This window comes from Leptothrix mechoopdaensis (SeqCode) (assembly GCF_053893855.1).
In genome coordinates this window covers 2669619-2688517 of record NZ_CM132699.1, presented here as the reverse complement: position 1 = coordinate 2688517, position 18899 = coordinate 2669619, and the positions used below count along the sequence as shown (strand labels likewise).

Here is an 18899-nt window from a genome sequence, read left to right as displayed (position 1 = left end):
AGGGCTGGCGATGAAAATCAAGTTCAAGACCCAGGCCTACCAATCTGCGGCGGTGCAAGCCGTGGTGGATTGTTTCAAGGGCCAGCCGCCGGCATCAGCCAAGGCTGTAACCTATCGCATCGATCCAGGTCAAAGCAAGAATGTTTCCGCAGGCTTGTTTTCTGATGCCGGGTTCAAGAACGCGGATCTGAAGCTGTCCGATCTTGACCTTCTGGACAACATCCAACTGGTGCAACGCGGGCAGAACCTGCCGGTGTCCGAGGCACTGGTGACGAACAGGGTTGCCCGCGTCAACCTTGACGTGGAAATGGAAACAGGCACGGGCAAGACTTACTGCTACCTCAAGACGATCTTTGAGTTGAACCGCCACTATGGTTGGAGCAAATTCATCATCGTGGTGCCCAGCATTGCCATCCGTGAGGGTGTGGCCAAGTCGCTTCAAATCACCGCCGAGCATTTCTTGGAGACCTACCAGAAAAAGGCGCGCTTCTTCATCTACAACTCCAAGCAACTGCACCACCTGGAGAGCTTCTCGTCGGATGCCGGCATCAATGTCATGGTCATCAACGTGCAGGCATTTGCTGCGCGTGGCGCGGACAATCGTCGGATCTATGAAGAACTGGATGATTTCCAGTCCCGTCGTCCAATTGATGTCATCAGCGCAAACCGGCCCATCCTCATCCTGGATGAACCGCAGAAGATGGAAGGCGCGCAGACTCTGCAGTCCCTGGAAGCGTTCAATGCATTGATGGTGCTGCGCTACTCGGCCACCCACAAGACCACGCACAACAAGATTCACCGGCTGGATGCGCTGGACGCCTACAACCAGAGGCTGGTGAAGAAGATCGCCGTTCGTGGCATCTCGGTCAAGGGTTTGGCTGGCACCGCTGGTTATCTCTATCTGCAGTCCATCGAGATATCCAGCAAGAAGCCGCCGGAGGCCCGTGTCGAGTTTGAGCAAAAGCTGGTCGGCGGCAACATCAAGCGAGTCGTCAGAAAGCTGTCCAAGGGTGACAACCTGTATGACCTGTCGAACGGCATGGACCAGTATCGCAATGGCTTTGTCGTGGCGGATATCGATGCCAATACGGATACCTTGAGTTTCTCGAATGGCGACCAGCTCACAGTCGGAGATGCGAAAGGTGATGTGACCGAGGCAACACTGCGGCGCATCCAGATCCGTGAGGCGATCAAGGCTCACTTCGACAAGGAGCAGGCCTTATTCCAGCAAGGTGTGAAGGTGCTGACCTTGTTCTTCATCGACGAGGTTGCCAAGTATCGTGACTACGGACGGCCGGATGAGAAAGGTGAATACGCCCGAATCTTCGAAGAGGAATACAACCTGTATCTGAACGAGGTTCTTGACCTGGACGAGACTTCCTACGTCGCGTACCTCAAGGGCATCGCCGCCGAGAACACGCACAGTGGCTATTTTTCCATCGACAAGAAATCCAAGCGCGATGTCGACCCGGACATGGAAAAGCGCGGCGAGAACGTCGGCTTGTCCAATGACGTTGAGGCTACGACCTCATCTTGAAGAACAAGGAGCGCCTGCTGTCGCTGAAGGAACCGGTGCGGTTCATCTTTTCGCATTCGGCATTGCGCGAAGGCTGGGACAACCCCAACGTGTTCGTCATCTGCGCTCTCAAGCACAGCGACAACACGGTGTCGCGCCGCCAGGAAGTCGGTCGTGGGCTGCGCTTGTCGGTCAACCAGCAGGGCGACCGCATGGATCATCCGGCCATCGTCCATGACGTGAATGTGCTCACCGTGGTGGCGAGTGAGAGCTACAAGGATTTTGTTGCGGCGCTGCAGAGGGACATCAGCGACTCGCTGTCTGCTCGCCCGAAAGTGGCAGACGAAGCATTCTTCACTGGCAAGGTGTTGAAGACGTCCAGTGGCAACGTGGAGGTCAGTCCGCATCTGGCTAGGCAGATCTACAAGTATCTGCTCAAGAACGACTACACCGATGATGCCGATCGCATTTCGGGCGCGTATCACGACGCGAAAAAGGCCGAGACACTGGCTGAGTTGCCTGCAGAGCTGAAACCCTACGCGGATCAGGTCTTCCAACTGATTGACAGCGTGTTCAGTGCCAACCAGTTGCCTGAGATCGGCGACGACCGTCGCCCCAAGAAGAACCCGCTCAACGCCAACTTCCACAAACAAGAGTTCAGGGCGCTGTGGGAACACATCAACCGAAGAGCTGCCTACAGTGTCAGCTTTGACGAGACAGAACTGATCCAGAAGGCCGTGGCGGCGCTGAACGACAAGAACGCCGGTCTGCGAGTGACGCCTTTGCAGTACACAATCCAGCGCGGTGAACAGACGGAACGTGTTTCCTACGACGACATCCGTTCTGGTGAGGGGTTCGAACTCAAGGTCACTGAAGTCGAATCCGAGTATCGTTCGGTCGGCTCCGTCGTCAAGTACGATCTGGTTGGAAAGATATCGGAGGGAACTCAACTCACCCGTCGTGCGGTGGTCGAGATTCTGAAGGGGATGAATGCTGCGGTGTTTGCGTTGTTCAAGACCAGCCCTGAGGGCTTCATTTCAGAGGCTGTACGTCTGATCAATGAACAGAAGGCCACGGTCATCATCGAACATTTGGCCTATGACCCGGTGGATGACCGATACGACATGGACATCTTCACGGCAGGCACGACCAAGCAGGAATTCAGCAGGGCCGGCAAGAAGCTTCAGCGACATGTCTACGACTACGTTCTGACGGATTCAAATATTGAACGCGAGTTCGTGTCTGAGTTGGATACGAGTCCAGACGTCGTGGTCTACGCGAAACTGCCGCGCGGATTCTTGATTCCGACGCCCGTAGGCGACTACAACCCTGATTGGGCCATCGCCTTCAAGGAAGGTGCCGTCAAGCATGTCTACTTTGTGGCCGAGACCAAGGGCTCGATGTCGAGTATGCAATTGCGTGAAATTGAAAGGGTGAAGATCAAATGCGCGACCAAGTTCTTTGATGACGTGAATCATCGATTGGCGTCTGATAACTTGGCGTATAGCGTAGTGACAAGTTTCGAGGAATTGATGCAAATCGTCAGGTAGCTCTTTGCGGGGTTGTGTCCGGGTGTCTTGATGAGGCTGAGATGATTGCACGCGTTCTCGGTCATTCCCGCAGCAGTTGATGGTTCTCGTTGGTCCGTTTTCACCGGAGTGTCTCCATGGTCATTCGCATGATTCACCTTGATGGGCGCGATCACGAGCTTATCTATGGCGCAGGAGCGTTCTTTGACTTGAATCTTTCGGGCGCTCAGGCCGGGATGTTGCCTGTCATCCATGTTGGGCAGGAGTGCGTGGTTGCGTCGTACGATGGCCCGGGTAAAGGCTTGGCGAGGCGAGTTTTGTTCAAAACCTATCAGTTTGAACGCGAGGAAAATCTTCCAGATAGTCGGTTTGTCTTATCTCGTGTTTTCTTTGGTCGACTGGAGTCGAAGGTGGTGTTGAGCAAGGGTGATGCCCTGAAGCTGCCGAGGTATATGGCGTTCTTTAATCGGAATGGCGCGTTCAAACGCCGATCCGTGGTTTGAGTTGGGTAGTCGATTTGAATAGCGCTTCGTGACTCGGCCGGTCGTGGCGTGATAGGGCATCCCCCGGTCTAGACCCTCGTTTGATCCAACTGTGGCTACTTGAGGGCAAACCCCATGCATCCGGCCTGCATGCGCCGCTAGCCTCAATCTGCAACTTCACCAACCCCCACCATGCACATCACCGGCAAATGCCATTGCGGCGCCATCTCCTTCACGGCCACCGTCGACCCGAAGCGGGTGCTGGTGTGTCACTGCGCGGACTGCCAGACGATGTCGGGGGCGCCGTTTCGGGCGGTGTTGCCGACGCCGGTGGGGGATGTCGTGATGACGGGGGCGGCCAAGCACTACGTGAAGGTCGCGGAAAGTGGCAATCGGCGGGTGCAGGCGTTCTGTCCGGAGTGTGGAACGCAGTTGTATGCGACCGAGGCGGATGGTGAGCCCAAGGTCATGAATCTGCGGCTGGGTTGTGTCGACCAGCGTGATCAGCTGGTGCCGGTGGCGCAGCTCTGGGGTGAGTCGGCGATGCCCTGGTTGGCGGCGCTGAAGGATGTGCCCTTGCACGGCAAGGGTCTGGCGAGCCCCGTGATGAAGACGCCGGGGGCGGACGGGGTTCCGTCTGCGGCCACAGCCCAGACGTCATCCCACACGTCATCCCAAACGTCGCCCCGGACCTCGTCATGACCAACCTCCGCGTCACGGAAATCAAGGCGTTTGTCCCGTCACGGGACTTCGAGGTTTCCAAGCAGTTCTATCGCGACCTCGGTTTCACGATGGCGTCCGAAGGCGGCGGCGTGGCGTATTTCCACTTCGGGCATGTGAGCTTCCTGCTGCAGGACTACTGCGCCGAAGGGCTGGCCGAGAACTTCATGATGCACATCCTCGTGGCGGACGTGGAGGCCTGGTGGGCGCATGTGCAGGCCAGCGGCGTCATCGGCCGGTATGGCGTGCGGTGTACCGAGATGGAAGTGCAGCCGTGGCGGATGAAGGACTTCTGCCTCATCGACCCGTCCGGCGTGCTTTGGCGCATCGGGCAGAACACCGACTGAGGCCGTCGGCCGTCAACCCGCGTGGGGCGTGGGCGCCGGCTCGGCGCGCCTGAGCATCTCGCGGTGCTCGCCCTTCAGATACGGCCACAGCAAGGCCATCGCCTGCCGCGTGCCGCGTGAGATGGCGGCTTCGGCGTTGGCGGGTTCGAGGGCCTGGCGGGGGGCGCGGACGTATTCGTAGCTGAGCCAGTAGGTCAGCAGCACGACGATGGACGTGGCCAGCGCGTCGGCGCCTTCGGGGTCGAGGGGGTGGCCGTCGAGGTGGCACAGCGCGGAGACGCGTTCGCGCACGGCGGCGGTCTGGCGGGCGAGGGCGGCCTGGCAGCGGGTCTCGAGCTGGCGGTTGCGGGTCAGCAGGTCGTTCAGGTCGCGGAAGATGAAGCGGTAGTCCCAGCCCAGGCGCAGCAGCGCGGGGACCAGGCGCCAGGCGCCGGTGGCGTCGGTGCTGTCGCCGGCATCGGCCAGGGTGCTGTCGAGCGCGCGTTCGTAGCGGTCGACCAGCGAGTTGACCAGCGTTTCCTTGGCGGGGTAGTGGTAGTACAGGTTGCCCGGGCTGATGTGCAGCTCGGCGGCGATCACGGTGGTGGAGACGTGCGGTTCGCCGTAGCGGTTGAACAGCGCCAGGCTGTGGTCGAGGATGCGTTCGGCCGTGCGGCGCGGGGCCTTACGATCGCTGCGGGCTTCGCCATCGAGCGGCATCGGGTCGGTGCGGGTCGGGCGGGAGGTCATCGCAGGGCGATCGATCGGCGGGGCGGGTGGTGCTGGGCGCGGTCAATCTATCACCGCCATGTGGCCGCTCGCATGGGGGTTTGCGTCGGGCTGCCGCGCGCTCGGGTGCGCTGCCTACAATCCGCCGCCGATGAACCCGGCCATTTCCTTCCAGCAGGTCAACAAGACCTTCCAGACCCCGCGCGGCGCGTTGAATGCGCTGTCCGATGTGGCCTTCGACATCCAGCCGGGCGAGTTCTTCGGCCTGCTCGGGCCGAACGGCGCGGGCAAGACGACGCTGATTTCGATCCTCGCCGGCCTGGCGCGCGCCAGCAGCGGGCGGGTCGTCGTGCACGGCCACGATGTCGTCGACGACTACGCGGCGGCGCGCAAGTCGCTGGGCATCGTCCCGCAGGAACTGGTGTTCGACCCCTTCTTCAGCGTGCGCGAGACGCTGCGCATCCAGAGCGGCTATTTCGGCGTGCGCGGCAACGACGCGTGGATCGACGAGCTGCTTGAAGGCCTCGGTCTGGCCGACAAGGCCGGCGCCAACATGCGTCAGCTGTCGGGCGGCATGAAGCGGCGGGTGCTGGTTGCGCAGGCGCTGGTGCACCGCCCGCCGGTGATCGTGCTGGACGAGCCGACCGCGGGCGTCGACGTCGAGCTGCGCCAGACGCTGTGGGGCTTCATCGCGCGGCTGAACCGCGAGGGCCACACCGTCCTGCTGACGACGCACTACCTGGAAGAGGCCGAGGCCCTGTGCGGCCGCATCGCCATGCTCAAGCAGGGTCGCGTGGTCGCGCTGGACCGCACCAGCAACCTGCTGGCCGGCACCGCCAGCACGATGCTGCGCTTCAAGACCGACGACGTGCTGCCGTCCGACCTGGCCGCGCAGGCCCGCGTGACCGGGCGCATCGCGCAGGTCAAGGCGCCGGACGCGGCGGCGGTCGAGTCGGTGCTGGCGCGGCTGCGCGCGGCCGGCGTCAGGGTGGAGGACCTGGAGATCGGCCGCGCCGACCTGGAGGACGTCTTCCTGGAGATCATGCAAGGGGCGGGCTCGGCACGACCGGCCATCGCCGAGGAGGCCGCATGAGCCGGCTCGCGGGCGCGCGCACGCTGTTCTACAAGGAGGTGCTGCGCTTCTGGAAGGTCAGCTTCCAGACGGTGGCCGCACCGGTGCTGACGGCCATGCTCTACCTGCTGATCTTCGGCCACGTGCTGGAGGACCACGTCAAGGTCTACGACCAGGTCGGCTACAGCAGCTTCCTGATCCCCGGGCTGGTGATGATGAGCGTGCTGCAGAACGCCTTCGCCAACAGCTCGTCCAGCCTCATCCAGAGCAAGATCACCGGCAATCTCGTGTTCCTGCTGGTGACGCCGCTGAGCCACTGGGCCTGGTTCGTCGCCTACGTCGGTGCCTCGGTCGTGCGCGGGCTGGCGGTCGGCACGGGCGTGCTGCTGGTGACGGTCTGGTTCGCGCCGCCCGGCCTGGCGCAGCCGGTCTGGGCGCTGGTCTTCGCGATCCTGGGCGCGGCGCTGATGGGCACGCTGGGCCTGATCGCCGGCCTGTGGGCCGAGAAGTTCGACCAGATGGCGGCCTTCCAGAACTTCATCGTCATGCCGATGACCTTCCTGGCCGGCGTCTTCTATTCGATCCACAGCCTGCCCGCCTTCTGGCAGGCGGCCAGCCATCTGAACCCGTTCTTCTACATGATCGACGGCTTCCGCCACGGCTTCTTCGGCGTCAGCGACGTCTCGCCCTGGCTCAGCCTGTCGGTGGTCGGCGGCAGCCTGGCGGTCGTCTCGACGGTCTGCCTGCGGCTGCTGGCGAGCGGGTACAAGCTGCGGCATTGAACCGCGCCCCGGATGCGTCGGTGTCCAGCCGGCCCGGCCCTGCAAGGCCAGGGGCGGTCGGGCCGGCCAGTACAATTTCGCCACCATGGCCGATCCGACACCCCAGCACGTCCAGTCCCTCATTGCCGCCGGCATGTCCTGCGAGCATCTGCAGGTCGAGGGCGACGGCCGACATTTCTTCGCCACCATCGTCTCGACGCAGTTCGAGGGCCTGAGCCGCATCCGCCGCCATCAGGCCGTGTACGCGGTGCTCGGCGATCGCATGCGCGAGGAGATCCACGCGCTGTCGATGAAGACGCTGACGCCGGCCGAATGGGCCGTCGCCGCGTCGACCACCCAAGGTTGATCCGCTCCGGCGCGGCGTCGACGACGACCGCGACGGCGCAGCCCCCGCAGTCCCGCCCGCCCATCGCCGCAAGCGTCGTGCCCCGGCCCGTCGTCATTGCCCGATCCGCTTCCCGTTCCAGATTCGCCCCACGCCCCGCACGCCCATGGACAAGCTCGTGATCCGCGGCGGCCGCACCCTGCAGGGTGAGGTCACCATCTCCGGCGCCAAGAACGCCGCCCTGCCCGAACTCTGCGCGGCGCTGCTCTGTCCGGAGGCGATGACGCTGGCCAACGTGCCGCGCCTGCAGGACGTCTCGACGACGCTGAAGGTGCTGCGCCACCTGGGCGTGAAGGCCGATCGCAGCGAGTCGCAGCCCGATCAGGTCGTGCTCGACGCGAGCGAGATCACCACCCGCGAGGCGCCCTACGACCTGGTCAAGACCATGCGTGCGTCGATCCTCGTGCTGGGCCCGCTGCTGGCGCGTTTCGGCGAGGCGCGCGTGTCGCTGCCGGGCGGTTGCGCGATCGGCTCGCGGCCGGTCGACCAGCACATCAAGGGCCTGCAGGCGATGGGTGCGCAGATCGTCGTCGAACACGGCTACATCGTCGCCCGCGCCGAGCGCCTGAAGGGCGCGCGCATCACCACCGACATGGTCACCGTGACGGGCACCGAGAACCTGCTGATGGCCGCGACGCTGGCCGACGGCGAGACGGTGCTCGAGAACGCCGCGCAGGAGCCCGAGGTCACCGACCTGGCCGACCTGCTGGTGGCGATGGGCGCGCGCATCGAAGGGCAGGGCACGCACCGCATCCGCATCCAGGGCGTCGAGCGCCTGCATGCGCCGGCCAAGCCGCACGAGATCATTGCCGACCGCATCGAGACCGGCACCTTCCTGTGCGCGGTGGCCGCCGCCGGTGGCGACGTGACGCTGCGCCGCACCCGCGCCGATCACCTCGACGCGGTGCTCGACAAGCTGCGCGAGGCCGGCGTGCAGCTGGAATGCGGCCCGGACTGGATCCGCGTTCGTTCCAGCGGCCGGCCCAAGGGCGTGAACCTGCGGACCAGCGAATACCCGGCCTTCCCGACCGACATGCAGGCGCAGTTCATGGCGCTGAACTGCATCGCGCAGGGCACCTCGCGGGTCACCGAGACGATCTTCGAGAACCGCTTCATGCACGTCAACGAGCTGGTGCGCCTGGGTGCGCACATCGCCGTGGACGGGCACACGGCGATCGTCGAGGGCATCGAGCGCCTGTCGGGCGCGACCGTCATGGCGACCGACCTGCGCGCCTCGGCCAGCCTGGTCATCGCCGGCCTGGTGGCCGAGGGCGAGACCCGCGTCGACCGCATCTACCACCTCGACCGCGGCTATGACCGCATGGAAGAGAAGCTGCGCGGCATCGGCGCGGACATCGAGAGAACGCGATGAACGACACCATCACGCTGGCCCTGTCCAAGGGCCGCATCTTCGAGGAGACCCTGCCGCTGCTGGCCGCCGCCGGCATCGAGGTCACCGAGGACCCGGACAAGAGCCGCAAGCTGATCCTGGCGACCAACCGGCCCGACGTGCGCGTCGTGCTGGTGCGCGCCACCGACGTGCCGACCTATGTCCAGCACGGCGGCGCCGACCTGGGCGTGGCCGGCAAGGACGTGCTGCTCGAACACGGCGGCGAAGGCCTGTTCCAGCCGCTCGACCTGAAGATCGCCCGCTGCCGCATGAGCGTGGCCACGCGCGACGACTTCGACTACGACAGCGCCGTGCGGCAGGGTTCGCGCATTCGCGTGGCGACCAAGTACACCGAGATCGCCCGCCGCCACTTCGCCGACAAGGGCGTGCACGTCGACCTGATCAAGCTCTACGGCTCGATGGAGCTGGCGCCGCTGACGGGCCTGGCCGATGCCATCGTCGACCTGGTGTCGACCGGCAGCACGCTGAAGGCGAACCGGCTGCGCGAGGTCGAGCCCTTCCTCGAGATCTCCTCGCGCCTGGTCGTCAACCAGGCCGCGCTGAAGCTCAAGCGCGAACGCCTGCGCCCGATGATCGACGCCTTCGCGGCGGCGGTCGCGGCACGCGGCTGAACCTCCCCACGATCCGACCTCCGAAGCCGACATGTCCATCGCCGTCCGCCACCTCGACACCTCGTCCGCCACGTTCGACGCCGACTTCCAGCGCGTGCTGCACTGGTCGGCCGAGACCGATGCCGAGATCGAGACCCGCGTGGCCGACATCCTGGCCGACGTGCAGGCCCGTGGTGATGCGGCGGTGCTGGACTACACGGCGCGGTTCGACCGCCTTGACGTGTCCGACATGGCCGCGCTGGAGCTGACCCGCGACGAGCTGAAGGCCGCGTTCGACGCCATCACGCCGGCCCAGCGTGCGGCGCTGCAGACCGCCGCGCAGCGGGTGCGCAGCTACCACGAGCGCCAGCTGCAGGCCTGCGGCCTGAGCTGGAGCTACCGCGACGAGGACGGCACGCTGCTGGGCCAGAAGGTCACGCCGCTGGACCGTGTCGGCATCTACGTGCCCGGCGGCAAGGCGGCCTATCCGTCGAGCGTGCTGATGAACGCGCTGCCCGCGCATGTGGCCGGGGTCGGCGAGATCATCATGGTCGTGCCCACGCCCGGCGGCGAGCGCAATGCGCTGGTGCTGGCCGCCGCCTACGTGGCCGGCGTCAGCCGCGCCTTCACGATCGGTGGCGCGCAGGCGGTCGGGGCGCTGGCGCACGGCACGGCCCGCATCCCGCGGGTCGACAAGATCACCGGCCCGGGCAATGCCTACGTGGCCAGCGCCAAGCGGCGCGTCTTCGGCCTCGTCGGCATCGACATGATTGCCGGCCCGAGCGAGATCCTGGTGCTGGCCGACGGCACGACGCCGCCCGACTGGGTCGCGATGGACCTGTTCAGCCAGGCCGAACACGACGAGCTGGCGCAGAGCATCCTGCTGTGCCCGGACGCCGCCTACCTCGACGCGGTGCATGCCGCGATGGACCGGCTGATCGGCGCCATGCCGCGTCGCAACGTGATCCGCGCCTCGCTCGAAGGCCGTGGCGCGCTGATCCGTACGCGCTCGATGGAAGAGGCCTGCGAGATCAGCAACCGCATCGCGCCCGAGCATCTCGAAGTCAGCTCGGCCGACCCGCACCGGTGGGAACCGCTGCTGCGCCATGCCGGTGCGATCTTCCTGGGCGCCTACACGAGCGAATCGCTGGGCGACTACTGCGCCGGCCCGAACCACGTGCTGCCGACCAGCGGCACCGCGCGTTTCAGTTCGCCGCTGGGCGTCTACGACTTCCAGAAACGCAGCAGCCTGATCGAGGTCAGCGAGGCCGGCGCGCAGGTGCTCGGCCCCATCGCCGCCGAGCTGGCCTATGGCGAAGGCCTGCAGGCCCACGCGCAGGCCGCCGAGTTCCGTCTGAAGGATCGGACGCCGCGATGAGCAAGCTGCCCACGAGCGTGCCGACGCGGCTGGCCCGCACGCTGCGCGAGGACGTGCAGGCGATGCACGCCTATGTCGTGCAGCCGGCCGACGGGCTGGTCAAGCTCGACGCGATGGAGAACCCGCACGTGCTGTCGCCCGAGCTGCAGGCCGAACTCGGCCGGCGGCTTGGTGCGGTCGCGATCAATCGCTACCCCGGCCAGCGCATCGACACGCTGAAGGCCGCACTGGCCGATCACGCCGGGCTGCCCGAGGGCTGGTCGCTGATGCTGGGCAACGGCTCGGACGAGCTGATCTCGCTGCTTGCGCTGGCCTGCGCCCGACCCGGCGCGACCGTGCTGGCACCGCTGCCGGGCTTCGTGATGTACCCGATGTCGGCGCAGCTGCTGGGCCTGCGCTTCGTCGGCGTGCCGCTGACGGCCGACTTCGAGCTGGACGTCGACGCGATGCTCGCGGCCATCGCCGAACACCGTCCGGCCCTGACCTGGCTGGCCTACCCGAACAACCCGACGGCCAACCTGTTCGACGACGCCGACATGGCCCGCATCGTCGACGCGGTGGCGCAGCAGGACGGCCTGGTCGTCGTCGACGAGGCCTACCAGCCCTTCGCCGCGCGCAGCTGGCTGGCGCGGGCCGCCGGCCATGACCATGTGCTGGTGATGCGCACGCTCAGCAAGTTCGGCCTGGCCGGCATCCGGCTGGGCTACCTGTGCGGCCCGGCCGCGCTGATCGCCGAGCTCGACAAGGTCCGCCCGCCCTACAACGTCAGCGTGCTCAATGCCGAGGCGGCGCTGTTCGCGCTCGAACACGCCGACGTCTACGCCGCCCAGGCTGCTCAGATCCGCGCCGAACGCCAGCGCCTGCTGGCCGCGCTGGCCTCGATGCCGGGCGTGCAGCGGGTCTGGCCGAGCCAGGCCAACATGATCCTGATCCGCGTGGCCGACGGCGCGGCCACGTTCGCGGCGCTGAAGTCGCGCGGCGTGCTGATCAAGAACGTCGCCGGCCTGCACCCGCTGCTGGCGAACTGCCTGCGCCTGACCGTGGGCACGGCCGACGAGAATGGCCGCCTGATCGACGCCCTGCGCGCGTCGCTCTGAAGCTGTCGCCCTGACCCTGTCGCATCGATACATCCAGACGAGAGACCTGCCGTGAGCACCTCCGCCAGCCCTGTGTTTGCCAGCCCAGTACCCGACGCCCGCGTCGCCGAGGTCACCCGCAACACCAACGAGACCCGCATCACCGTGCGCGTCAACCTCGACGGCACCGGCGTCGCCAAGCTCGCCACCGGCATCGGCTTCTTCGACCACATGCTCGACCAGATCGCCCGCCACGGGCTGATCGACCTGGACATCCAGGCCGATGGCGACCTGCACATCGACGGCCACCACACCGTCGAGGACGTCGGCATCACGCTGGGCATGGCGGTGGCCAAGGCCGTGGGCGACAAGAAGGGCCTGACCCGCTACGGCCACAGCTACGTGCCGCTGGACGAGGCGCTGTCGCGCGTGGTGGTCGATTTCTCCGGCCGTCCGGGCCTGGCGATGGATGTCCACTTCACGGCCGGCTCGATCGGCCAGCTCGACACGCAGCTGGTCTACGAGTTCTTCCAGGGCTTCGTCAACCACGCGCTGGTCAGCCTGCACGTCGACAACCTCAAGGGCCAGAACGCGCACCACCAGTGCGAGACGATCTTCAAGGCCTTCGGCCGTGCGCTGCGCATGGCGCTGACGCTCGACCCCCGCAGCGCCGGCGTGATCCCGTCGACCAAGGGGAGCCTGTGATGGCACGGACCGTCGCGGTCGTCGACTACGGCATGGGCAACCTGCGCAGCGTGTCGCAGGCGGTGATGCATGTCGCGCAGGATTCCGGGCTGGAGGTGATCGTCACCCAGCGCCCCGAGGACGTTCGCGCCGCCGAACGCATCGTGCTGCCCGGCCAGGGCGCCATGCGCGACTGCATGCGCGAGCTGCAGGAGTCCGGCCTGAAGGAAGCCGTGCTGGAGGCCGCCGCCAGCAAGCCGCTGATGGGCGTCTGCGTGGGCATGCAGATGCTGCTGGACCATTCGGAAGAGCAGGACACGCCCGGCCTCGGGCTGATCCCGGGGCGCGTGCGGCGCTTCCGGCTCGACGGCCGCATCCAGTCCGACGGCAGCCGCTACAAGGTCCCGCAGATGGGCTGGAACCGCGTCAGCCAGCCGCGACCGCATCCGGTCTGGGCGGGGGTGCCCGACGGCGCCTGGTTCTATTTCGTCCACAGTTTCTACGCGACCCCGACCGATGAGGCCCACAGTGCGGGTGAAACCGAATACGGCGAGCGCTTTACCAGCGCGGTGGCGCGGGATAATATTTTTGCAACCCAGTTCCACCCCGAGAAAAGCGCCGACCAGGGTCTGGCCCTTTATCGCAACTTCCTCAGCTGGAAGCCGTGAAACCTGCCGATGGGACCGCCCGCCCGGTCCTGCGCTCGATTTCCCCCTCGTCGGTGTCCCGCACCTCCGCCGCGCGCGGCCCGGTGCTGATGGGTGCCACCTTTCCTCGACCTCTCCTGACTGACCCACAGCCATGCTGCTGATCCCGGCCATCGACCTCAAAGACGGCAAGTGCGTGCGCCTCAAGCAAGGCGACATGAACGACTCCACCACCTTTGGCGAGGACCCGGCCGCGATGGCGCGCCGATGGGTCGACGCCGGCGCGCGGCGCCTGCACCTGGTCGACCTCAACGGCGCCTTCGCGGGCAAGCCGGTCAACGAGAGCGCGATCAAGGCGATCCTGGCCGAGGTCGGCGACGAGATCCCCGTGCAGCTCGGCGGCGGCATCCGCGACCTCGACACGATCGAGCGCTACCTCGACGACGGCCTGAGCTACATCATCATCGGCACCGCCGCGGTCAAGAACCCCGGCTTCCTGCGCGATGCCTGCACCGCGTTTGGCGGGCACATCATCGTCGGCCTCGACGCCAAGGACGGCAAGGTCGCCACCGACGGCTGGTCCAAGCTGACCGGCCACGAGGTCGTCGACCTGGCCAAGAAGTTCGAGGACTACGGCGTCGAAGGCGTCATCTACACCGACATCGGCCGCGACGGCATGCTCTCGGGCATCAACATCGAGGCCACCGTCAAGCTCGCCCAGGCCCTGTCGATCCCGGTGATCGCCTCGGGCGGCCTGTCCAACCTCGAGGACATCCGCGCCCTGTGCGGCGTCGAAAGCGAAGGCGTCGAAGGCGTCATCTGCGGCCGCTCGATCTACACCGGCGACCTCGACTTCGCGGCCGGGCAGCGGCTGGCTGACGAGCTCAATGGCGACTGACTCGCCGGACGGCTCGACGCCGGAGGCGCCTCGCTGGCGACTTCGTCTGGGCAACTACCAGCGCGCACTGTCACAGCTCGAATCGGCCATCGCCTTGTCGACGCAGCGGCCGCTGTCCGAACTGGAGCAGCAAGGCCTGATCCAGGCCTTCGAGTTCACGCACGAACTGGCCTGGAAGGTGATGAAGGACTTCTTCTATCACCAGGGCCGCAGCGACCTGACCGGTTCCCGTGACGCGACCCGCGCCGCCTTCGCGGCAGGTCTGGTCGAGGACGGCGAAGGCTGGATGGAAATGATCGCGAGCCGGAACCAGTCCAGCCACACCTACAACCGTGCGCTGGCCCAGACCCTCTCCGAGCGCATCACGGGCCACTACGGAACGCTGTTGCGGGCCTTTGCCGTGCGCATGGGTGAACTGGCCGATGTTGACGAAGCCTGAGTCGCCTGCCGCCGACCTGAGGTCGACCGATTCGTCTTTCGGGTTGCCGGTTCGCACGCTCGACGCCTTGCGAGCGGTCCTCGCCGCAGAGCCATGTGTCAGCCGGGTGTGGGTGTTCGGCTCAAGGGCCAGGGGAATGCACCGTCCCGGCTCCGACATCGACCTCGCGATCGACGCACCTGGACTTGGCAGTGCTGGCCTTATGCGCCTGACCGACGCCATTGATGATCTCCTGCTGCCGCAGGAAGTCGACCTCGTCCTGCTCGATCAGGTCGATGACCCCGGCCTGCTCGCGCGCATCCGCGCCGACGGCCGACCCCTGTTTGATACCCAGCTCCGGCTGTCTTGAACCATGCTCGCCAAACGCATCATCCCCTGCCTCGACGTCACCGGCGGCCGTGTCGTCAAGGGTGTCAACTTCGTCGAACTGCGCGATGCCGGGGATCCGGTGGAGATTGCGGCGCGGTACAACGAGCAGGGGGCGGACGAGCTGACCTTCCTGGACATCACCGCGACCAGCGACGGGCGTGACCTGATCCTGCACATCATCGAGGCGGTGGCCTCGCAGGTGTTCATCCCGCTGACGGTCGGCGGGGGCGTGCGCAGCGTCGAGGACGTGCGGCGGCTGCTCAATGCCGGTGCCGACAAGGTCAGCTTCAACTCGGCGGCGGTGGCCAATCCGCAGGTCATTCGCGACGCGTCGGACAAGTACGGCGCGCAGTGCATCGTCGTGGCGATCGACGCCAAGCGCCGGGTTGGCGAGGATCTCGCCAGCAAGGGCCCGGGCTGGGACGTCTACACCCACGGCGGGCGCAAGAACATGCACATCGATGCGGTGGCCTGGGCGTCGCAGATGGCGCAGATGGGCGCCGGCGAGATCCTTCTGACCAGCATGGACCGCGACGGCACCAAGAGCGGCTTCGACCTGGAACTGACCCGCGCGGTCGCCGACGCGGTGCCGGTGCCGGTCATCGCCTCCGGCGGCGTCGGCAACCTCGACCACTTGGCCGACGGCGTGCAGACCGGCGGGGCCGATGCGGTGCTGGCCGCGAGCATCTTTCACTACGGCGAATACACCGTTGCCCAGGCCAAGGCCGTCATGGCCGCACGCGGCATCCCCGTCAGGATTTGACGTCTGCCCCTCGCCTGGCGGATACGCCAGGCGATCCCCCGAGGGGATGCGGGCCGGCTTGGGGCGGCCCGGCGCTCGGCCCGACTGGCGCTAGACCAGGCCGTTCCGGATGGCGTAGACCGTCATCTCCGAGTTGTTCGCCAGCCCCAGCTTCTCCAGCACGCGGGCGCGGTAGACGCTGACGGTCTTGGGGCTCAGCGTCAGTTCCTCGGCGATGTCGGACAGGCGCTTGCCGGAGGCGATCATCACCAGCGTCTGCAGTTCGCGGTCGGACAGCTTGTCGTGGGCCGCTTCAGGGGCCGGCGCGGTCAGGTTCTCGACCAGCATCTGCGCCATCTCGGCGGTGATGTACTTGCGGCCCTGGGCGACCATGCGCACGGCCGCGACGATCTGGGCCGGGTCGCCGCCCTTGTTGACGTAGCCGTAGGCGCCGGCCCGCAGTGCGCGCAAGGCGTACTGGTCTTCCGGGTACATCGAGACGATCAGGACCTTGACCGGCGCGCCTTCCTCCTTCAGCGCGTGCAGCACGTCCAGGCCGCTGCGGCCGGGCAGGTTGATGTCGAGTACCAGCACGTCGCAGGTCTGCAGGCGCATCAGCGCGCGCAGCTCGCCGTAGTCGCCGGCCTCGCCCACCACCTGCATGTCCGGTTGTTCCGCGAGCGTGTCGCGGATGCCGCGCCGGATCAGCGCGTGGTCGTCGCACAGGATCACCCGTGTCATAGCTCGCCCCAGGTCGAAGGATCGTGTGCGCTGCTGGTCGGTCCGTCGATCGGTCGGACCGGCTGGGCGTCGTGCTCGTGGTGGTGGTCGCCATCGTGCTCGCCGTCGCCGCTGTGCCGGCTGGCCGCGCGCGGATCGAGCGGCACCGACAGGATCAGCGTGGTGCCCTGCGGCGTGCTGGACAGCTCGACCCAGCCGCCGACCGTGTCGGCCCGCTCGTGCAGGCCGCGGATGCCGAAGGAGCGCGCCTTGGCCAGGTCACCGCTGGCCAGGCCGCGCCCGTTGTCGCTGATCTCCAGCGACAGCACCCCGGCGGCCACCGTCAGGTCGACCTGCACCCGCGTGGCCTTGGCGTGCTTGGAGATGTTGGTCAGCGCCTCCTGGGCCGTGCGGTAGGCCACCAGCGGCACGCCGGGCGGCAGGCGCAGGTGGTCGTGGCTGGTGCGGAAGGTGGTCGCGATGCCGCTGCGGCGCTCGAAGCGCTGGGTCATCCACTGCAGCGCCGCGACCAGGCCCTGTTCGAGGATGGCCGGACGCAGGTTGTGCATGATCCGCTGGCTCGCCTCGATCGCGTGGTTGAGCGTCTCCAGCGCCTGATGGGTGCGTTCGACCAGCGCCGGATCCTTGGCGTGGCGGATCAGCCAGGCGAGGTCGAACTTGACCGCCGTCAAGGAGCCGCCGACGTCGTCGTGGATCTCGCGGGCGATGGCCGTGCGCTCCATCTCGATGCTGGTCTGCAGGTGCTGCGCCAGCTCCGACAGCCGCTTGCGCGAGTGCGCCAGCTCCTCGTCGGCGCGCAGCCGGGCGCGCTGGCTCTCGCTGGCCTCGACCGCTTGAAGCACGGCCGGCACCAGCCGGGTCAGGTTGCTCTTGAGCAGGTAGTCGGAGGCGCCGTTGCGCATCGCCTCGACGGCGGTGTCCTCGCCGATCTCGCCCGACACCAGGATGAAGGGCATCAGCCGGTCGCGCTCGCGCAGCAGCTCCAGCGCGATCAGGCCGGAGAAGCCCGGCAGGTTGTAGTCCGACAGGACGATGTCCCAGTCGCGGCCGAGGGCGGCCAGGAAATCGACCTCGTTGTCGACCCGGAAGATCGCCGGCTCGATGCCGCCGCGCCGCAGGTGGGCCAGCAGCAGCTGGTGGTCCAGCTCCGAGTCTTCCAGGTGCAGCACGCGCAGGCGGCGTGGCTTGGTGGATCGTTGCATGCGGGGTCCGGCGGAAGACGGTGGACGGGCGGCGGGAGACGCGCGGCGGGCGAGAAAAGGGACTGGAATCACCGCGTCATCCGGCCAACGACAAATCCCCCATACGAAAAAATTCTACCCATCGATGCCCCAAGCCGGGCGCCGACCGAACCCTCGCGGCTTGCCTAAATCACGGCGAGGCCGCGTACGTCCAGCCACGGAGCCGACATGCCGATGTCCGATCAGCCGATTTCCGATGCGGAACCCGCGTTCCCGCTGTTGCTGGCTGCCGAGCTTCAGGACCATCTGCTGAGCGCTGGCAACGACCTGGAACGACTCCAGCGTCTGCTCAACGATGCGAGCGAAGCCCTGATGACCTCGTTCTACGGTGCCAACAGCAGCCTCAGCGGACTGCTGCACCAGGCCGCCACGCTGCCCCATGTCGACACCCATGCGCTGCATGACGCGATGCAGAACCTGGCCGCCGCGGTCACCGCCCTGCAGTTCCAGGACATGGCCTCGCAGCTGATCCACCACACCCACCATCGCCTGCGATCTTGCGCCGACCAGCTGGCGCGCGAGGCGATGGGCGGTGACGACGAGGGCGAAACCGTCGTCGAGGCGCCGCCCGTGCGGCCCAACCCTGTCACCCAGGACGAGATGGATGCCGGTTCGGTCGAGCTGTTCTAGCCGACCCGCACCCCGTCGAACGCCGATCTCGAACGTCTTTCCCGAACCTCATCCGTCACCCAGCCTTTTTCCGGAGCGCGACATGCAATCAATCCTCGCCGTGGACGACTCGGCCTCGATGCGCCAGATGGTCTCCTTCACCCTCAAGAGCGCCGGCTACAACGTGGTCGAGGCCGTGGACGGGCAGGACGCCTGGGAGAAGGCCGGCTCGCGGTCCTTCGACCTCGTGCTGACCGACCAGAACATGCCCCGCATGGACGGCATCACGCTGACCAAGAAGCTGCGCGAGACGAGCCAGTTCAAGACCACGCCGATCCTGATCCTGACCACCGAGTCGGGCGACCAGATGAAGCAGGCCGGCCGCAGCGCCGGTGCCACCGGCTGGCTGGTCAAGCCGTTCGACCCGACCAAGCTGATCGAGGTCATCAAGAAGGTCGTGCGCTGACGCACCCCACGGGCCCGCGCCCTGGCGCGGGCGGCCGGTCGCCCACGGGCGTGCCGGACTTCCATCG

At 66.4% G+C, this 18899-nt stretch carries 21 protein-coding genes and 1 pseudogene; 19 read left to right on the top strand and 3 right to left on the bottom strand.

Annotated features, from left to right (window positions below):
- Nucleotides 1-10: 10 nt before the first annotated feature.
- The 4 genes and pseudogenes from ACWA7K_RS11715 to ACWA7K_RS11700 all read left to right on the top strand — a co-directional run bounded on the left by ACWA7K_RS11715 (nucleotide 11) and on the right by ACWA7K_RS11700 (nucleotide 4594).
- A pseudogene (locus ACWA7K_RS11715) lies at nucleotides 11-3066 on the top strand (type III restriction-modification system endonuclease).
- Between the two features lie 116 nt (nucleotides 3067-3182).
- On the top strand, nucleotides 3183-3548 hold the full coding sequence (locus ACWA7K_RS11710) for a hypothetical protein (protein ID WP_456161584.1): 366 nt from the start codon (nucleotides 3183-3185) through the stop codon (nucleotides 3546-3548).
- Nucleotides 3549-3719: 171 nt separating this feature from the next.
- The gene (locus tag ACWA7K_RS11705) at nucleotides 3720-4229 is read left to right on the top strand and encodes a GFA family protein (protein ID WP_456161583.1); all 510 of its coding nucleotides are present in this window, start codon (nucleotides 3720-3722) and stop codon (nucleotides 4227-4229) included.
- Nucleotides 4226-4594 (top strand): VOC family protein, encoded by a 369-nt coding sequence (locus tag ACWA7K_RS11700; protein ID WP_456161582.1) that lies wholly within the window; start codon nucleotides 4226-4228, stop codon nucleotides 4592-4594. The genes ACWA7K_RS11705 and ACWA7K_RS11700 overlap by 4 nt, the downstream gene beginning before the upstream one ends.
- A 12-nt stretch (nucleotides 4595-4606) precedes the next feature.
- On the opposite strand, the gene ACWA7K_RS11695 is transcribed toward ACWA7K_RS11700, so the two are convergent.
- Nucleotides 4607-5323: a TetR/AcrR family transcriptional regulator gene (locus tag ACWA7K_RS11695; protein ID WP_456161581.1), complete on the bottom strand. Its 717-nt coding sequence runs from the start codon at nucleotides 5321-5323 to the stop codon at nucleotides 4607-4609.
- Between the two features lie 130 nt (nucleotides 5324-5453).
- Between ACWA7K_RS11695 and ACWA7K_RS11690 the strand changes: the two genes are divergently transcribed.
- The 13 genes from ACWA7K_RS11690 to hisF all read left to right on the top strand — a co-directional run bounded on the left by ACWA7K_RS11690 (nucleotide 5454) and on the right by hisF (nucleotide 15796).
- Nucleotides 5454-6395 carry an ABC transporter ATP-binding protein gene (locus tag ACWA7K_RS11690; RefSeq protein ID WP_456161580.1) on the top strand — a complete coding sequence of 314 codons (942 nt, stop codon included), beginning with the start codon at nucleotides 5454-5456 and terminating at the stop codon, nucleotides 6393-6395.
- On the top strand, nucleotides 6392-7156 hold the full coding sequence (locus ACWA7K_RS11685; RefSeq protein ID WP_456161579.1) for an ABC transporter permease: 765 nt from the start codon (nucleotides 6392-6394) through the stop codon (nucleotides 7154-7156). Before ACWA7K_RS11690 ends, ACWA7K_RS11685 begins: the two co-directional genes overlap by 4 nt.
- An 85-nt stretch (nucleotides 7157-7241) precedes the next feature.
- The gene (locus ACWA7K_RS11680) at nucleotides 7242-7502 is read left to right on the top strand and encodes a BolA family protein (RefSeq protein ID WP_456161577.1); all 261 of its coding nucleotides are present in this window, start codon (nucleotides 7242-7244) and stop codon (nucleotides 7500-7502) included.
- A gap of 145 nt (nucleotides 7503-7647) precedes the next feature.
- Entirely contained in the window at nucleotides 7648-8913 is a 1266-nt protein-coding gene (murA, locus tag ACWA7K_RS11675) for a UDP-N-acetylglucosamine 1-carboxyvinyltransferase (RefSeq protein WP_456161576.1), read from the top strand.
- The gene (gene hisG / locus ACWA7K_RS11670; protein WP_456161575.1) at nucleotides 8910-9563 is read left to right on the top strand and encodes an ATP phosphoribosyltransferase; all 654 of its coding nucleotides are present in this window, start codon (nucleotides 8910-8912) and stop codon (nucleotides 9561-9563) included. Before murA ends, hisG begins: the two co-directional genes overlap by 4 nt.
- Before the next feature lie 31 nt (nucleotides 9564-9594).
- A complete protein-coding gene (gene hisD, locus ACWA7K_RS11665; RefSeq protein WP_456161573.1) occupies nucleotides 9595-10920 on the top strand; it encodes a histidinol dehydrogenase in 1326 nt (441 codons plus the stop codon).
- A complete protein-coding gene (gene hisC, locus ACWA7K_RS11660; protein ID WP_456161571.1) occupies nucleotides 10917-12017 on the top strand; it encodes a histidinol-phosphate transaminase in 1101 nt (366 codons plus the stop codon). The genes hisD and hisC overlap by 4 nt, the downstream gene beginning before the upstream one ends.
- A gap of 72 nt (nucleotides 12018-12089) precedes the next feature.
- Nucleotides 12090-12701, top strand: a complete 612-nt coding sequence (gene hisB / locus ACWA7K_RS11655) for an imidazoleglycerol-phosphate dehydratase HisB (RefSeq protein WP_456168786.1) — start codon at nucleotides 12090-12092, stop codon at nucleotides 12699-12701.
- A complete protein-coding gene (gene hisH, locus ACWA7K_RS11650; protein ID WP_456161569.1) occupies nucleotides 12701-13348 on the top strand; it encodes an imidazole glycerol phosphate synthase subunit HisH in 648 nt (215 codons plus the stop codon). Before hisB ends, hisH begins: the two co-directional genes overlap by 1 nt.
- Before the next feature lie 133 nt (nucleotides 13349-13481).
- Nucleotides 13482-14225, top strand: a complete 744-nt coding sequence (gene hisA, locus ACWA7K_RS11645) for a 1-(5-phosphoribosyl)-5-[(5-phosphoribosylamino)methylideneamino]imidazole-4-carboxamide isomerase (RefSeq protein ID WP_456161567.1) — start codon at nucleotides 13482-13484, stop codon at nucleotides 14223-14225.
- Complete coding sequence (locus tag ACWA7K_RS11640) at nucleotides 14215-14664, top strand: nucleotidyltransferase substrate binding protein (RefSeq protein ID WP_456161565.1); 450 nt, start codon at nucleotides 14215-14217, stop codon at nucleotides 14662-14664. The genes hisA and ACWA7K_RS11640 overlap by 11 nt, the downstream gene beginning before the upstream one ends.
- A complete protein-coding gene (locus ACWA7K_RS11635; RefSeq protein WP_456161564.1) occupies nucleotides 14648-15013 on the top strand; it encodes a nucleotidyltransferase family protein in 366 nt (121 codons plus the stop codon). The genes ACWA7K_RS11640 and ACWA7K_RS11635 overlap by 17 nt, the downstream gene beginning before the upstream one ends.
- 3 nt (nucleotides 15014-15016) lie before the next feature.
- Nucleotides 15017-15796, top strand: a complete 780-nt coding sequence (gene hisF, locus ACWA7K_RS11630; protein ID WP_456161562.1) for an imidazole glycerol phosphate synthase subunit HisF — start codon at nucleotides 15017-15019, stop codon at nucleotides 15794-15796.
- Nucleotides 15797-15886: 90 nt separating this feature from the next.
- Here the strand turns inward: hisF and ACWA7K_RS11625 are convergent, their stop codons facing one another.
- The gene (locus ACWA7K_RS11625) at nucleotides 15887-16516 is read right to left on the bottom strand and encodes a response regulator (RefSeq protein ID WP_456161560.1); all 630 of its coding nucleotides are present in this window, start codon (nucleotides 16514-16516) and stop codon (nucleotides 15887-15889) included.
- Nucleotides 16513-17718, bottom strand: a complete 1206-nt coding sequence (locus tag ACWA7K_RS11620; RefSeq protein ID WP_456161558.1) for a response regulator — start codon at nucleotides 17716-17718, stop codon at nucleotides 16513-16515. The genes ACWA7K_RS11625 and ACWA7K_RS11620 overlap by 4 nt, the downstream gene beginning before the upstream one ends.
- A gap of 207 nt (nucleotides 17719-17925) precedes the next feature.
- Between ACWA7K_RS11620 and ACWA7K_RS11615 the strand changes: the two genes are divergently transcribed.
- Together ACWA7K_RS11615 and ACWA7K_RS11610 are read left to right on the top strand one after the other, a co-directional pair.
- Nucleotides 17926-18387 carry a hypothetical protein gene (locus ACWA7K_RS11615; protein ID WP_456161556.1) on the top strand — a complete coding sequence of 154 codons (462 nt, stop codon included), beginning with the start codon at nucleotides 17926-17928 and terminating at the stop codon, nucleotides 18385-18387.
- Between the two features lie 82 nt (nucleotides 18388-18469).
- The gene (locus tag ACWA7K_RS11610; protein WP_456161554.1) at nucleotides 18470-18832 is read left to right on the top strand and encodes a response regulator; all 363 of its coding nucleotides are present in this window, start codon (nucleotides 18470-18472) and stop codon (nucleotides 18830-18832) included.
- Nucleotides 18833-18899: the final 67 nt, after the last annotated feature.